Origin of the sequence: Janibacter corallicola NBRC 107790, from assembly GCF_001570965.1 — a bacterium.
In the GTDB taxonomy this organism is placed as follows: Bacteria; Actinomycetota; Actinomycetes; order Actinomycetales; family Dermatophilaceae; genus Janibacter; species Janibacter corallicola.
Genome location: NZ_BCSR01000036.1, coordinates 14226 through 28835 on the forward strand (window position 1 = coordinate 14226; position 14610 = coordinate 28835).

Here is a 14610-nt window from a genome sequence, read left to right on the forward strand (position 1 = left end):
TCGTGATCGTGGTCGCCGCACCGGCGTCGCCCCCTTCGTCCTCCGTCGTGGACGAGGACTCCTGCGACGCACTGGTGGTCGACGTCGAGGTCGACGAGCTCTCCGAAGGCGTCGCCGACGTGGCCGACGAGGACGTCGAGGACGTCGAGGACGTCGAGGACGTCTTCGACTCCTGCTCATCGGAGCTCGTGCTCGGCGGCACCGTGGTCGTGACGGTTGTGGGCTCCTCCGGCTCGCCGGCCCCGCAGGCCGAGACACCGATCGCCACCAGCGCAGCCGCAGCGATCGTGGACATGACGCGCTTCACGGCGCTCCTCTCCCCTCCGCCACGACCCCCTGCCGCGGCGTGCCCTCCCATAAGACGTGCTGGCAGGGGGTGAATGCAAGGACTGCCCCAGTGCGTCGCTGCGCCACTGCTGCACCCCGTCAGCTGTCGCTCGGCCCGGCGGCCGCGGCACCGGCGATACGCTGCCCACGCCATGACCCGCGCCCCAGTCCCCCGCGAGTCGGTCCCCGTCGAGACCGTCTGCGCGCTGCTCGACCTCGTCGTCGCCGACGAGGCATCCGGCGCGAGCATCCACCAGGCCCTCGCCGCGGCTGATCTGACCGCCGAGGCCGGAGACCGGCTCGCCCAGCAGGCCGGGCAGGTCCGCGCCTCCTTCAGGCGCTGGCGCCGCCGCGAGCAGGAGCTCTCCGCGATCCTCTCCGGCGTGCGCGAGCTCGCCGAGCTGCGCGACGTCGACACCCTGCTGGAGCGGATCGTGGACAGGGCCCGCGGGTTGCTCGGCGCGGACGTGGCCTACCTGACCGGCCACCACGACAACGCCCTGCGGGTGCGCACCACCTCGGGCGTCGTCGCCCCGGAGCTGCGTGAGCTCGTCGTCCCCGTCGGCGTCGGCCTGGCCAGCCGGGTGGTCACCCAGCGCACGCCGCAGTGGACCTCGGCCTACCACGAGAACCTCGAGGTGCCGCACGGCGAGGGCGTCGACGCGGCCGTGACCGCGGAGGGCCTGCAGTCCCTGCTCGGCGTCCCCCTCCTGGCCGGCACCGAGGTCCTCGGTGCGCTCTTCGCGGCCAACCGGACCACCTACGAGTTCAGCCCCGACGAGATCGCGCTGCTGGGCGCCTTCGCCGACCACGCCGCCGTCGTGCTCCAGACCGCCCGCCTGCTCGACGCCACCCAGTCCGCTGCCGAGGCAGCCCACGAGGCGACCACCGTCCTCTCCGAGAACCTCGCCGCCACCGAGCGCGCCAGCCGCGTCCACGAGGACCTCACCTCCGTCGTCGTCGAGGGAGGCTCCGCCCGCGAGGTCGCCGAGACCCTCAGCCACTCCCTCGGGCGCCGGGTGGTGATCCTCGGCCGCGACCTGCTGCCCGCGGCGGACGCCCCCTTCGCCAATGACCGGGTCGAAGGGGGCGACGCCGCGCCCTCGCCGCCGGTCCAGGAGGCGATCCGGTCGAGCCGGCGCTCCGGCCGGTGCGTGCCGGTCGACCCCGGCGACGAGGTCGAGTACGCGGTCACGGTCGTCTCCGACGACGCCCTCCTCGGCGCGATCCTGCTCGGCCCCGGCGAGCGCGAGCTGGGCCCGGTGGAGCAACGCACCGCCGAGCGCGCCGCGCAGATCACCGCCCTGGTGACCCTGAAGCAGGACGCGATCATCGACGCCGAGAACCGCGTGAGCGGTGAGATCCTCACCGACCTGATCCACCCCCGCACCCGCGACACCGGTGCCGTCACCACCCGGGGGCGCAGCCGCGGCATCCACCTGGAGCGCGTGCGCTCACTCGTCGTGCTCGCCGTGCCCGCCGGTGAGCGACGACGCTGCCTCGGCATCGTGCGGGCCCTGGCCAGCAGCATCCTCGTCGGCGAGGAGGACGGGCTGCTCGTCGCCCTGACGAGCGATGCGGACGCCCCGAGCGCGGCCGTGGCGATCCGCCAGCAGCTGACGCGCCGCCGCGCGACCCGGGTGCTCGCCGTCGCCGGACACCGGATCGACGGCGTCGAGGACGTACCGACCTCCTTCGAGACCGCGCACCGCTGCGCCGGCCTGCTGGAACGGATGGGCCGGGAGGACGGCGTGGTCGACGTGCGCGCCTACGCGCCCTACCTGGCGATGTTCGGTGCCGACGGCCCGGACCCGCGGGAGTTCATCGACGTCGTCATCGGCCCACTGCTGACCTGGGACGCCGAGCGCGGCGGTGACCTCGTCACGACGCTGACCGCCTTCGTCGACGCCCAGTCCAGCCCCACCCGGACCGCGCGGGCGCTGCACGTGCACGTCAACACCGTGCTGCAGCGCCTGGAGCGGGTCACCTCGCTGCTCGGCGAGGGCTGGCGCGAGCCCGAGCCGCTCTTCCGGATCTCGGTGGCCACCCGGCTGCACGCCCTCGTCCGCGGCGAGTAGACGATCACTCCACATCGAGCGGGGTGACGGTGGAGGATCTCTCCCTGTGCTCCGGGTCACACCCTTCCTAACGTGGGCAGCACCGGCGGGCGAGCGCCGGGACCAGCCGCAAAGGAGCAGCGCATGGCCAGGACGAGCAGGCCCACCGACTTCCGCCACGGGACCCCCGCCGAGCGCCGTGACCTGGCCACCCGGGCCGCCGGGCTGCCCGACGGCGCACTCACCGCCGTCACGGGCGAAGGAGGCCTGACCCCCGAGCGGGCGGAGACCATGATCGAGAACGTGGTCGGTGTCCTCGGGGTGCCGCTCGGCATCGCGACGAACTTCATCGTCAACGACCTCGAGGTCCTCGTCCCGATGGCGACCGAGGAGCCCTCCGTCGTCGCGGCCGCCAGTCACGCCGCACGCATCGCCCGGGCGAGCGGGGGCTTCCACGCCTCCACGAGCGCGCCGGTCATGCAGGCGCAGATCCAGGTGCTCGACGTCCCGGACCCGCAGGCCGCCCGGCTGCGGGTCCTCGCCGCCCGGGAGGAGCTCATGGCCGCCGGCGACGCGCAGGACCCGTCGCTGGTCTCCTTCGGCGGCGGAGTCCGCGACATCGTCGCCCGCACCGTCCCCACCCGCGTGGGCACCCACCTGCTGGTCCACCTCGTCGTCGACGTGCGCGATGCCATGGGCGCGAACGCGGTCAACACGATGGCCGAGGCCCTCGCGCCCCGGATCGCCGAGCTGGCCGGCGGCCGGCCGCTGCTGCGGATCCTGACGAACAAGGCCGACCAGCGCCTCGCCCGCGCCCACGCCGTGCTCGACGCCACGGAGCTCGGTGGCCCCCGGGTGGTCCGCGACATGGTCGCCGCGGGCGCCCTCGCCGAGGCCGACCCCTACCGGGCGGCCACCCACAACAAGGGGATCATGAACGGCATCACCGCCGTCGCCCTCGCGACCGGCAACGACACCCGCGCCATCGAGGCCGGGGCGCACTCCCACGCCGTCGGGCCCGACGGACGCTACGGCTCGCTCTCCCACTTCGAGGAGACGGCCGACGGCGACCTCGCAGTGAGCCTCGAGCTCCCGATGGCCGTCGGCATCATCGGCGGCGCCACGAAGACCCACCCGAGCGCCGGTGCGGCGCTGCAGCTGATGGGGATCACCGACGCCGCCCAGCTCGCCGAGGTGATCACCTCCGTCGGCCTCGCCCAGAACGTCGCCGCCCTCCGGGCCCTGGCCACCGAGGGCATCCAGCGCGGCCACATGACCCTGCACCGGCGCAGCGTGGCCTCCGCGCAGTCCGACGCGAGCTGACCCCCTTCGCACCCAAGGAGAATCATGCGATCCACCGACCGCCTCGTGATGGCGCTCCTCGTGCTCGTCACGATCATGCTCATCGGGATGCTCACCGCCTCCTGGCGCGTGGTGCTCTACCCCTACCTCATCGCCCTCGGCGTCATCATCCTGCTCGGCGTCGGCAAGCGCCGCGGCCGCGACGGCGTCCTGCTCGGCTTCGGCATCGCCGTGCCGGTCGTCTACATCGCGCTCTACCTCTGGCTCGAGGTCGTCATGGCGGGTGACCCCGGCTCGAGCACGGACCTGGTCCTCGGGCTCGTCCCGGCCACCGCGGTCTACTTCCTCGCGATCTGGCCCTTCGGAATCCTCGTGGCCGCCTGCTACGGCTTCCTGCACCGCCGGATCATGACCGACGCCACCACCCGGGAGCACTGATGAACACCACCATCGTCGGCATCGCCGGCGCCTACCTGCTCGTCGTCCTGCTGATCGGCCTGTGGGCCACGCGCCACACGAAGGACAGCGGCGACTTCTACATCGCCGGACGCAGCCTCGGCGTGCTCGTCATGGCGATCGCCGTCTTCTCCTCGATCCAGAGCGGGTTCGGCGTCGTCGGCGGCACCTCGACGGTCACCGACGGCGGCTACGGCTTCGTCTCCGGGGTCATGATCGCCACTCCCCTCGGCTTCGCCCTCACCTGGCTGATGATCGGCAAGCGGATGATGGGCGTCGGCGACATGGGCGAGATGTACACGGTCGGCGACGTCGCCGAGCTGCGCTACAAGAGCCCGATGGCCCGCGGCGTCATGGGGCTGACCGTCGCCCTCGGCGTCCTCGGCTACCTGGGCACCCAGGTGCTCGCCATGGGCATCGTCGTCGCGGCGATCTTCGACGTCAGCGCCACCACCGGCGCCCTCATCGGCATGGCCGTCCTCGGGCTGTACGTCATCGGCGGCGGCATCCTCGCCGGTGTCTACACCGACCTCTTCCAGGGCGTGCTCATGCTCGTCGTCTCCTTCGTCGCCTTCTACTACGCCCTGCAGAGCGGCGGCGGCATCGCCTCGATGACCCGCACGCTGCAGGCCGAGGCACCGGACCTGGTGACCCCCTTCGGCCTCTCGCCGTGGGTGACGATCCCGTGCTGGATCTTCCTCTTCAGCCTCGGCGGCTCCGCGCAGCCGCACGGCCTGACGAAGTTCCTCATGCTCAAGGAGCGCTCCAGCCTGCGCTGGGGCCCGCTCATCAGCGGCACCGGCTACGCGATCACCACGCTCATGGTCCTCGGCATCGGCTCCGCGGTCTCCGTGCTCACGCTGCGCGGCGACTTCCCGAAGATGGCCTCGCCGGACGAGTCCTTCACGCGGTACCTGACCGACTTCACTCCCCCGGTCGTCGCCGGCCTGGTCATCGCGGGACTGCTCGCGGCGATCATGTCCACCGGGTCCAGCTTCCTCACCCTGGGCGCGGCGAGCGCGGTGCGTGACATCCCGCGGGCCTTCAATCTCACCGTCCGGCGGGAGCTGCTCTGGAGCCGGGTCGCGGTCGCCGCGCTGCTCGTGCTCTCGACCGGCTTCGCCCTGTACATCGGCAGCGTCGTCGCCCTGCTCGGGACCTTCGGCTGGGGCACCTTCGCGGCCAGCCTCTTCCCGGCGCTCGTGCTCGGGATGATGTGGCAGGGCGGCACGAAGGAGGCCGCGATCTCCAGCGCGCTCATCGGCATCGTGCTCAACTTCGTGCTCGAGGTCGGTGCCAAGTACGGCTGGGCGCCGCTGCCGGAGGGGGTGGTCGTGGGTGCCTTCACCTTCGCGGTCACCCTCATCATCTACATCGGGGTCTCGTTGGCGACCCGCGGCCGCAGCGAGGGACCGGAGGCCCCGCTCGCCAGCGTCATCGAGGGCGGCGCCGTGACCGCCTCCACGCCGGTCTCGCAGTCCGTCTGAGCGAAGGGAGCATCCCACGATGATCGAGAAGGTCGCCGAAGCGACGTACCAGGGTCTGCGGGAGGGCTTCCGCTGGCCGATCCCGGAGCGGCTGAACATCGGGACCGCCTGCTCGACGGAGCAGGACCAGGCGGCGCTGGCGCTCATCGAGGTCGTCGACGACGAGGTGCGCCGGTACACCTTCGGTGACCTCACCGAGGGCTCCGACCGGCTGGCCGCCGGGCTGCGGGACCTGGGCATCCGCCCCGGCGACCGGGTCGCGGTGATGCTCCCGCAGGGGCTCGCCTGCGGGATCGCGCACCTGGCCACCTACAAGCTCGGCGGCATCGCGATCCCGATGACCCAGCTCTTCGGGCCGCAGGCGCTCGGGTACCGACTCGGCGACAGCGGCGCGGCGGCGGTCATCACCGACCCCTCGAGCCTCGCGATGGTCACCGAGGTCACCCGGGAGCTCGACGACGTGCGGATCGTCGTCGCCGGCGGTGACCCCGCGGGCGAGCACCCGACCCTGGAGGCCCTCGTCGCCGACTCCCCCGCCGGCTTCGAGGCGGAGCCGACTGGACCCGACGACCCGGCCGTGATCATCTACACCTCCGGCACGACCGGTGCGCCGAAGGGGGCCCTGCACGCCCACCGCGTGCTGCTGGGCCACCTGCCGGCCTTCGAGCTGATGTTCGACTTCTTCCCGCAGGAGGGCGACCGGATCTGGACGCCGGCGGACTGGGCGTGGATCGGCGGGCTCTTCGACGTGCTCATGCCGGCCTGGTACCACGGGCGGCCGGTCGTCGCTACGCCGAAGTCGCGCTTCGAGCCCGAGGCCGCGCTCCGGCTGATGACCGAGCACGAGGTGACCGCGACCTTCCTCCCACCGACGGCGCTGAAGATGATGCGCCAGGCCACGCTCCCCGACCTGGCGCACTCCCTTCGCGTCATCATGAGCGGTGGCGAGCCGCTCGGCGGCGAGATGCTGGCGTGGAGCCGGGAGCGGTTCGGGGTCGACATCAACGAGATCTACGGGCAGACCGAGGCCAACCTGCTCGTGGGCAACAGCTCCGCGGTCTGGGACGTGCGCCCCGGGTCGATGGGCCGACCGTACCCCGGTCACACCCTCGCGGTCCTCGACGCCGAGGACCAGCTGGCCCCGCCCGGGGTCGAGGGCGAGATCGTGGCGCGCAGTGACGACCCGGTCGTCATGCTCGGCTACTGGCAGAACCCCGAGGCGACGGAGGCGAAGTTCGTCACCGTCACCGACGAGGACGGCACGAGCCACCGGTGGCTGCGCACCGGTGACCTCGGCAGCCGGGACGAGGAGGACTACTTCTGGTTCAGCAGCCGGGAGGACGACGTCATCACCTCGGCCGGGTACCGGATCGGGCCCGCCGAGATCGAGGAGTGCGTCCTCGGCCACCCGGCGGTCGCGATGGTCGCCGCGGTCGGGGTCCCCGACGAGCTGCGGGGTCAGGTCGTCAAGGTCTTCGTCACGCTCGCCGAGAGCTGGTCCCCCTCCGAGGAGCTCGCCGACGAGATCCGGGCGCACGTCAAGGCGCGCCTGGCGACCTACGAGTACCCCCGCGAGGTGGAGTTCATCGACGAGCTGCCGATGACCACGACGGGGAAGGTCCGCCGCAGCGCGCTGCGCTCGGCACGGCAGGGGTCGACACCCTAGAGTCCCCTGCACGCTCTCGCGCAGAGCCCGACACGACCCTGTCCGAAGGAGTACGAGGGTATGGGACGGACGAGCACCTCAACGGCGCCGGCAGAGGGGCAGCTGAAGCGCTCCCTGGGGCGGATCGAGACCTTCTTCATCGGCTTCGGCGCGATGATCGGCTTCGGCTGGATCACCTCGACGAGCACCTGGCTGAACGACGCGGGGACGCTCGGTGCCGCGCTGGCCTTCCTCATCGGCGGCCTGATCATGTCGCTCGTCGGCCTCGTCTAGGCCGAGCTCGTCGCGGCGATGCCGCTGGCCGGCGGGGAGCACAACTACCTCATGCGCGGCTTCGGGCCGCGGCTGGCCTTCATCGGGTCCTGGGGCATCGTCGGCGGGTACATCAGCGTCGCCGCCTTCGAGGCCGTCGCCATCCCCCGGACGGTCGCCTACATCGTCCCGGACGTGTACTCGATCCCGCTGTGGACCGTCGCGGACTCGGACGTCTACCTCGTGTGTGCGCTCATCGGGACGGTCACCGCGGTGCTGTTGACGGTGCTGAACATCCGCGGCATCAAGGCCGCCAGCGTGCTGCAGACCTCGGTCATCCTCTTCCTCGTCGTCATGGCCCTGGCGATGATCGGCCTGACCTACCTCGAGGGAGACGTCAGCAACGCCCAGCCACTCTTCACCGACAACGCCGGTCTGCTCGCGGTGCTGGTCGTCGTGCCCTTCTTCTTCGTCGGCTTCGACGTGATCCCCCAGTCGGCCGAGGAGGTCAACGTGCCGCCGCGCAAGATCGGACGACTCGTGCTCGTCTCCGTGGCGATGGCGACGGCCTTCTACGTCACCATCATCCTCACGACGTCGACCGCCCTGCCCGCCTCGGACATGCAGGACTTCGACCTCGCGACGGCTGATGCGATGGACGCCCTCGCCGGCGAGTTCGGCAGCAATCTCGTCATCGCCGGTGGGCTCGCCGGGCTGACGACGTCGTGGAACGCCTTCCTCATCGGCGCCTCCCGGTTGATGTGGGCCATGGCGAAGTCGGGCATGCTCCCGGGGTGGTTCGCCAAGCTGCACCCGACCTACCGCACCCCGGCGAACGCGCTGATCTTCATCGGGATCATCTGCGCGATCGCGCCCTTCTTCGGCGAGGTGATGATGGGCTGGCTCGTCGACTCCAGCTCGCCGTCGATCGTCATCACCTACGTGCTGGTGTCCGTGGTCTTCCTCGTCCTCCGGCGGCGGGAACCGGGCATGGACCGGCCGCTGCGGATCGGTGGCCGTGCCCCCTCCGGCGGGCCGATCATCGGGGTGGCGGCGGTCATCACCACGGCAGCCCTGCTGCTGCTGTACATCCCCGGCATGCCTGCTGCGCTCGACATCCAGCCCTACGTCATCTTCGTGGTCTGGTGGTTGCTGGGGCTGGCCTTCCTCACGCGGATCCCCGGTGGGGTGCAGCCCGGGCCGGACGCCGAGGAGGGGCTCGTCTCCGCCCTGGCCGAGCGCGGGCGCGGGCCGGGAGCACGAACCTGACGGAGGCACGTTCTTCTGCGCCTCCGTCAGGTCGACGCCCTGGTCGTCCTCCCACCCGAACGGACAGGCCACCGACGCTGTCGCCGCCTGCCGCTATATTCACGCTCATGTCACACGAGCGGGGTACCCGCCTGACCACCGGCACCCGCTCGAGCACGCCTCGACCGGCCGCTCCCGGCGATCGTCCGGCACAGACGCTGGCCATCGCCGTCGCCGCCGTCGGCCTCGCGCTCTCCGCATGCAGCTCTGCGGACCAGAGCACCGCCGGCGAGAGCACCCGCACCTCCACGACCTCGAGCTCGACGACGACCGAGTCCACGCCGAGCTCGACGACGTCCACGACGTCCACGACGACGAGCGCCAGCACGACGACGACCGCGTCGCCCACCTCGTCGACACCACCGACGACCACGACGGCACCGACGCCGTCGACATCTGCCATGCCGCAGACGGATGCGGACTGGCACGCGTACTGCAATCCCGACACCACCCCAGAGCCGGACAAGGCCACCAGGGACGCCAACTGCTCGTCGTACTTCGGGGTGCAGGACCACCCCTACCGCGAGAGCGGGGACATGCCCGAGACGGAGCAGGAGTGGGATCGGTACTGCGGGCCGTCCAACACCTACACCAGCCAGGACGAGAAGGACGCGAACTGCGCCCCCGGTGGACCTCGGGACCAAGCCTTCCCCGACCAACCGCATGATGACGCACCCGCAGACGAGCCGGTCGACTGCACCGGCATGGACTACGCGGAGTGGTCCGTCGCCAACTGCAAGACCCAGTCCTTCGAGGACCTGGAGACGGTCGATCCCGACATGCGTGGGTTGGAGCAGCTCTGCGCCTTCCCCGAGCAGCTCACCCCCGAAGAGGAGGAGCTCTGCGTGGGAGTCGACACCTACGACCCGTGACCCGGACCGGGTCGGACCATCAGCGGACGCGCCCCCTCACGCCCCCACGACCATCGACAGCGGCGACTGGTTCCCCCGGATCGAGTTGACGGTGAAGCTCGCCGTGCCCGGCAGGTACCGGTCGTCCGAGGCCTCCACGGGTGTGCCGGCCCGGGTGAAGGCCCGCCGGCGCACGCGCAGCAGCGGCGAGCCCACCGGCACGCCCAGCAGCTGCGCGTCGTCCTCGTCGGCACCGACCGCGTCGATCGTGCGGGTCGCGTTGTCGATGTCGACGCCCTGCTCGATGAGGTGCTGGTAGATCGAGCCCGAGTCGGTGTCGAAGCCGAGCACGTGCCGCCCGACCTCGAGCGTGTAGTTGAGCCGCTCGACCATCGCCGGCTCGCCGTCGAGCAGCCGCAGACGGAAGACCGAGACGACCGGCGCCCCGGTCGCCACCCCGAGGGCGGCGGCGAGCGCCGCGTCGGCGGGCCGGCGGGCCACGCTCTGGGTGACCTGCCCCGGCTCCAGTCCCGACTGACGGCACCACTCCGAGTACGAGATCACCCCGTCGAAGGACTGGGTCGGCACCATGTCGAGGACGGTCGTGCGCCGCCCCCGCCCGCTCGAGACCAGCCCCTCCGCGCGCAGCGTGGCCATCGCCTGGCGCACCGGCCCGCGCGAGGAGCCGAAACGCTCGCACAGCTCGGACTCCGAGGGCAGCGGGTCCCCGGGCGTGACGTCACCGTTGCGGATCGCCGCACGCAGGTGGGCCGCGATGTCCCGATGCTGCTGCGTGGTGCTCATGTCCGCCTCCCGGTCCGACTCCGTCGTTCGTGATCTCAACAAATATATACAGGTTCGCCCGTCACCGGGGTCGATGACGAGGCCCGATTCGAGACCCCAGACCCTGCTCGGCAGGCCAGAGGTGACGATCGCGTGAACGGTCACGGAACGTATATGTACATGTGCCGATTTCGGTCGAGACCGCCTCTAGGGTCACTTGTATGGACAAGCACACGGACCTTCTCGTGGTCGGAGCGGGAGTCCTCGGACTGGCCACCGCCTTCGTCGCCCACGAGCGCGGGCAGACCGTCCGGGTCGTCGACAGCGACGAGCGCCCCGTCGGCTCCTCGATCCAGAACTTCGGGCACGCCTGCTTCACCGGCCAGGCCGACGACGCCCAGGACGTCGCCGACCGCGCCCGCGCCGGATGGCTGCGCTCCGCGACGGCCGCCGGCTTCTGGGCCGGCCAGCCGGGCACCTACATCCCGGCGATGACCGAGGCGGAGGCGCAGGTGCTCCACGAGCTCGCAGCCCACCGCGGCCCCGGGCAGGTCACCCTGCTCAGCGGCCGCGCCGTCGGCGAGGCCCTCGGCCACCCCGACCTCGGCGCCCTCTCCGGCGCGCACCTGCCCCGCGACATGCGCGTGGACCCCCGCGAGGCGGTCCCCCGGCTCGCGCGGTGGCTAGCGGGCGAAGGGGTGCACCTGGCCTGGCGCACCCACGTCACCGCCGTCGGCGACGGGGTCGTCTCCACCAACCGCGGCGAGTACACCGCCGACCAGGTCGTCGTCTGCCCCGGCTTCGGGCTGGACCGCCTCTACCCCGAGATCGCCGAGCGCCACGGGGTGCGCTCGAGCACCCTCGTCATGCAGCTCATCGACCGCCCTGCCGCGGTCCCCGCCGACCTGGCGATGCTCACCGGCACCTCGCTGACGCGGTACGACGCCTTCACCGCGATGCCGTCGGCGGCCTCCCTTCGCGCCGAGATCGCCGAGCGCGAGCCCGACCTCGTCCGGCACACCGCCAACCTCATGGTCACCGGCCTGGCGGACAGCCTGCTCGTCGGCGACAGCCACGACTACTCCCAGAGCCCGGAGCCCTTCATCGACGAGGACGTGAGCGCCCTCCTCCTCGACCGGGCCACCACCTACCTCGGCATCGCAGCCCCCCGCGTGCGGCAGCGCTGGCTCGGCCGCTACGCCGACAGCCCGAGCACGAACCTCGTCCTCGAGCAGCCCGACCCGCGCACGACCGTCGCGGTCGTCACCTCCGGCATCGGCATGACCCTCTCCTTCGGCATCGCCGAGCTCGCCCTCGCCGGAGCACCCGTACCGGCCCGCTGACCCACGCCCTCACACCACCGCACCACCACCCCCTTCGGAGGAAGCATGAAGATCCCCTCACACCACCGCCGCACCACCCGCCTCGCGGCCCTCGCCGCGGCCGCCGTCCCCGTGCTCGCCGCCTGCGGCTCCAGCGCCGCCGAGACCACGAACAGCGACGAGACGATGACCTTCGCCGCCGTGCCCGCCGAGTCCTCGACGAGCCTGGAGAGCGACTACTCGAACATCACCGAGCTCATCGAGAAGGAGACCGGGGTGAAGGTGACGTTCCAGAACGCCGCGGACTACGCCGCGGTCGTCGAGGGGCAGCGGGCCGGCAAGATCGACCTGGCCTCCTACGGCCCCTTCTCCTACATCATCGCCAAGGACCAGGGCGTGCCGATCGAGGCGATCGCCGCACCGACGAGCGACGAGGCGAAGAAGCCCGCCTACACCTCCCACGCCTACGTCCGGGCCGACTCCGACGTCCAGAGCCTGAAGGACCTCAAGGGCGAGAAGGTCTGCTTCGTCGACGCGGCCTCCACCTCCGGCTACCTCGTGCCGATGAAGGGCCTCAAGGACGAGGGCCTCGACATGAAGAAGGACGTCACGCCGGTCCTCGCCGGCGGGCACGACGCCTCGCTGCTCTCCCTGAAGTCCGGGCAGTGCGAGGCGGCCTTCACCCACGACACGATGCTCCAGACCCTCGAGTCCTCCGGACAGGTGAAGAAGGGCGAGCTGCGCAAGGTCTGGCAGTCCGAGGAGATCCCCGAGGACCCGATCGCGCTCAACGAGGACACCCTCGACCCGAAGCTCGCCGAGGAGATCGCCACGGCCATCCGGGAGAAGGCGAACAAGCCCGCGCTCGTCGAGGCCGGCATCTGCGAGTCCGAGTCCGACTGCGTCCTCCCCGAGGAGATCGAGTACGGCTACCGCCCCGTCGAGGACGCCGACTACGACCCGATCCGTCAGATCTGCGACGAGACCAAGGCAGACGCCTGCCGCACCCTCGACTGAGAGAGAGCGAGACCCATGAGCACCATCGCACTGGACCCCGCCCCCACCGTCACCCCCGCGCGTCATGCCGCCGTGCGCCTGGACCGCGTCACCCGCGACTTCGGCGGCGGCATCCTCGGCCTCGACGACGTGAGCGTCGACTTCCACGCCGGGACGATCACCGCCCTGCTCGGTCTCTCCGGATCGGGCAAGTCCACCCTGCTGCGGCACGTCAACGGTCTCGAGCGCCCGACCCGCGGCAGCATCACCGTCCTCGACGAGGACGTCGCCACGCTGCGCGGCGGCCGGCTGCGGGCGCTGCGCCGCGAGGTCGGCGTCATCTTCCAGCACTTCAACCTCATCGGCCCGATGTCGGTGCTGGAGAACGTGTGCACCGGCGGACTCGGGTCGCTGCGCGGGCCGCGCCTGTCGCTGATGATGTACCCGAAGGACGTGCGCCGCGAGGCCCTCGGCCGGCTCGAGCGGGTCGGCCTGGCCGACCGTGCCTTCCAGCGGGCCGACACCCTCTCCGGCGGGCAGCAGCAGCGCGTGGCCATCGCCCGCGCGCTCATGCAGCGCCCCAAGGTGCTGCTCGCCGACGAGCCGGTCGCCTCCCTCGACCCGGTCTCCGCGCAGGACGTCATGGCCCTGCTCCGGGAGATCTCCGCGGAGAACGACCTGACCGTCATCACCTCGCTGCACCAGGTCCAGCTGGCCATCGACGTCGCCGACCGGATCGTCGGCCTGCGCAGCGGGCAGGTCGTCCTCGACGAGTCGACGAGCGGGGTCGACGCGGCCGAGGCCGCGCACATCTACTCCAGCGTCTCGGGGGTCGAGGGCGCGGCCGCAGGTACCCGCCGATGACCGCGGCGCCGACGAGACCCCGGCAGGGGACGCACCCGGAGATCACCCTGCCCCGACGGCCGGCACCGCGTCCGCGGTCGGTGGCCGCCACCTTCGCCATCCTCGGCCTCCTCGCGGCGGGGCTGTGGTCGGTGATCTCGCTGCGGATCAACGTCGCGACGATCATCGACTCGGTGGACAACGCGGCCCGCTTCGCCGAGAGGATGTTCCCCCTCGACTTCCCGACCGTCGGGCAGACGACGGGGATGGTCCTCGAGACGCTCGCCATCGTCGTCCTCGCGACGGCCCTCTCCGTCGTGCTGTCGGTCCCGCTCGCCATCGCCGCCGCCCGCGCGACGACCCGGGGACGTGTCTCCCAGAGCGTGGCGCGCACGGTCATCGTGCTCGCCCGCGCGGTGCCCGACCTCGTGCTCGCGATCGTCTTCCTGCGTCTCTTCGGCCTCGGGCCGGCCGCGGGCATCGCGGCGATGGGCCTGCACTCGATCGGCATGGTGGGCAAGCTCTACGCCGACGCGATCGAGGAGCTCGACGACGGCCCCCGGGAGTCCATCGCCGCCGCCGGGGGCGACCGCCGCCAGCAGATCTGGTCGGCCATCCCGCAGGCGCTCATGCCGCAGGTCGTCGCGACCGCGCTGCACCGCTTCGACATCAACCTGCGCACCTCGGTCCTCCTCGGCTACGTCGGCGTCGGCGGCATCGGGCAGGCGATCGCGGACTCCCTTCGCACCCTGGACTACCACCGGGGCATGGCCCTGGCGCTGCTCGTCCTCGGGCTGTGCATCGTCGTCGAGGCGCTCTCCGGCACCATCCGCGCGGCGATCATGCGCCGCTCCGGCGCGGCCGTGGCCGGCGGCACGTGGGTGGACCGGCTCTTCGCCCGGCGCACCCCGGTGCAGGCCGCCCCGGTGCGGCAGGTGCAGCTGAGCCCGCCGTGGACCG

Annotated in this window: 13 protein-coding genes and 1 pseudogene; 13 read left to right on the forward strand and 1 reads right to left on the reverse strand. The window is 71.7% G+C overall.

What is annotated here, in order from left to right; genetic code table 11:
- Window positions 1-8 precede the first annotated feature (8 nt).
- The 9 genes and pseudogenes from JCO01S_RS11965 to JCO01S_RS12000 all read left to right on the forward strand — a co-directional run bounded on the left by JCO01S_RS11965 (window position 9) and on the right by JCO01S_RS12000 (window position 9727).
- On the forward strand, window positions 9-380 hold the full coding sequence (locus tag JCO01S_RS11965; RefSeq protein WP_157074597.1) for a hypothetical protein: 372 nt from the start codon (window positions 9-11) through the stop codon (window positions 378-380).
- A 99-nt stretch (window positions 381-479) separates the two neighbouring features.
- Window positions 480-2405 carry a helix-turn-helix domain-containing protein gene (locus tag JCO01S_RS11970; protein ID WP_068255867.1) on the forward strand — a complete coding sequence of 642 codons (1926 nt, stop codon included), beginning with the start codon at window positions 480-482 and terminating at the stop codon, window positions 2403-2405.
- 123 nt (window positions 2406-2528) lie between these two features.
- Window positions 2529-3707 (forward strand): hydroxymethylglutaryl-CoA reductase, degradative, encoded by a 1179-nt coding sequence (locus JCO01S_RS11975; protein WP_084342877.1) that lies wholly within the window; start codon window positions 2529-2531, stop codon window positions 3705-3707.
- A 24-nt stretch (window positions 3708-3731) separates the two neighbouring features.
- A complete protein-coding gene (locus JCO01S_RS11980; RefSeq protein ID WP_068255878.1) occupies window positions 3732-4124 on the forward strand; it encodes a hypothetical protein in 393 nt (130 codons plus the stop codon).
- Entirely contained in the window at window positions 4124-5629 is a 1506-nt protein-coding gene (locus JCO01S_RS11985) for a sodium:solute symporter family transporter (RefSeq protein ID WP_068255884.1), read from the forward strand. Before JCO01S_RS11980 ends, JCO01S_RS11985 begins: the two co-directional genes overlap by 1 nt.
- Window positions 5630-5648: 19 nt before the next feature.
- Window positions 5649-7295 (forward strand): AMP-binding protein, encoded by a 1647-nt coding sequence (locus JCO01S_RS11990; RefSeq protein ID WP_068255888.1) that lies wholly within the window; start codon window positions 5649-5651, stop codon window positions 7293-7295.
- Between the two features lie 60 nt (window positions 7296-7355).
- Window positions 7356-7568, forward strand: coding sequence for a hypothetical protein (locus tag JCO01S_RS16435; protein WP_369407296.1), 213 nt, complete (start codon window positions 7356-7358; stop codon window positions 7566-7568).
- A gap of 12 nt (window positions 7569-7580) precedes the next feature.
- Window positions 7581-8816 (forward strand): annotated as a pseudogene (locus JCO01S_RS11995) (APC family permease); the annotation flags it as partial.
- 107 nt (window positions 8817-8923) lie between these two features.
- Window positions 8924-9727, forward strand: coding sequence for a hypothetical protein (locus JCO01S_RS12000; RefSeq protein WP_068255890.1), 804 nt, complete (start codon window positions 8924-8926; stop codon window positions 9725-9727).
- Between the two features lie 36 nt (window positions 9728-9763).
- On the opposite strand, the gene JCO01S_RS12005 is transcribed toward JCO01S_RS12000, so the two are convergent.
- Complete coding sequence (locus JCO01S_RS12005; protein WP_245634426.1) at window positions 9764-10654, reverse strand: GntR family transcriptional regulator; 891 nt, start codon at window positions 10652-10654, stop codon at window positions 9764-9766.
- 56 nt (window positions 10655-10710) lie between these two features.
- On the opposite strand from JCO01S_RS12005, the gene JCO01S_RS12010 reads away from it, so the two are divergent.
- The 4 genes from JCO01S_RS12010 to phnE all read left to right on the forward strand — a co-directional run.
- A complete protein-coding gene (locus JCO01S_RS12010; RefSeq protein ID WP_068255897.1) occupies window positions 10711-11832 on the forward strand; it encodes a TIGR03364 family FAD-dependent oxidoreductase in 1122 nt (373 codons plus the stop codon).
- Window positions 11833-11877: 45 nt separating this feature from the next.
- Window positions 11878-12828: a phosphate/phosphite/phosphonate ABC transporter substrate-binding protein gene (locus JCO01S_RS12015; protein WP_068255901.1), complete on the forward strand. Its 951-nt coding sequence runs from the start codon at window positions 11878-11880 to the stop codon at window positions 12826-12828.
- A gap of 15 nt (window positions 12829-12843) precedes the next feature.
- Window positions 12844-13671, forward strand: coding sequence for a phosphonate ABC transporter ATP-binding protein (phnC, locus tag JCO01S_RS12020; protein ID WP_084342878.1), 828 nt, complete (start codon window positions 12844-12846; stop codon window positions 13669-13671).
- Window positions 13668-14610, forward strand: a 943-nt coding sequence (gene phnE / locus JCO01S_RS12025; RefSeq protein WP_084342879.1) for a phosphonate ABC transporter, permease protein PhnE, incomplete at its 3' end; no start/stop codon positions are given. The genes phnC and phnE, both read left to right, overlap by 4 nt.